This is a genomic window from Pseudomonas sp. K5002, from assembly GCF_013386655.1.
GTDB lineage: Bacteria > Pseudomonadota > Gammaproteobacteria > Pseudomonadales > Pseudomonadaceae > Aquipseudomonas.
Map to the genome: position 1 here is coordinate 1 of NZ_JACARK010001194.1, position 720 is coordinate 720.

Consider the following 720-nt stretch of genomic DNA (forward strand, 5'->3'; position numbering starts at 1 on the left):
GCTGAGGTGATCACGGCCCAACCGCGTCGGGCAACGTTGCCGCTGGGTCTGGCGCAACATCGTTTCTGGATGCTCAGCCGCCTGGTGCCGGAGTCCCGCGAGTACCACATGCCGTTCGCGCTGACCTTGAAGGGCACGCTGGATCTGGCAGCCCTGCGCGAAGCCTTCGACCAAGTCAGCGAGCGGCACTTGGTGCTGCGCAGCCGCATCGTAGAAACCGCCGGCCAAGCGCAGTTGCTCATTGATCCGCAAGGCCCTGCGCTGCGGGTGACCTCGGTCGCCACCAACGCCTGGAATGACGCGTGCAGCCGTGCCCAGGCCGAATTGATGGCCCCGTTCGACCTGGCCGCCGCTGCACCTTGGCGTGCACAGTTGCTGCAACGCCAAGACAGCGACGAAAACCTGCTGCTGCTGTGCCTGCACCACAGCGCCACAGACGGCTGGGCCATGCAACTGCTGATCGACGAACTGGCGCTGGCCTACCGTGCCGGGCTGAGCGGGCAGACACCGGACTGGACGCCACTGGACCTCGACTACGTTGATTTCGCCCTGTGGCAGCAACACCCACAAACCCAGGCCCGGCGCCAAGCCAGCTTGGACTACTGGAAACATCATCTGGGCACGGACGATTACGTACTCGACCTGCCCCTGGACAGACCACGCGCCGCCGAAGCGGATCGGCGCGCCGGGCAGTTGATCCTCCACCTGGGCCCCGAGCGC

At 66.0% G+C, this 720-nt stretch carries 1 protein-coding gene; it reads left to right on the plus strand.

Annotated elements, in window-relative coordinates:
* The coding region (locus HX846_RS34795) for a condensation domain-containing protein (RefSeq protein ID WP_178967210.1) at positions 1-720 on the plus strand (720 nt) is incomplete at both ends.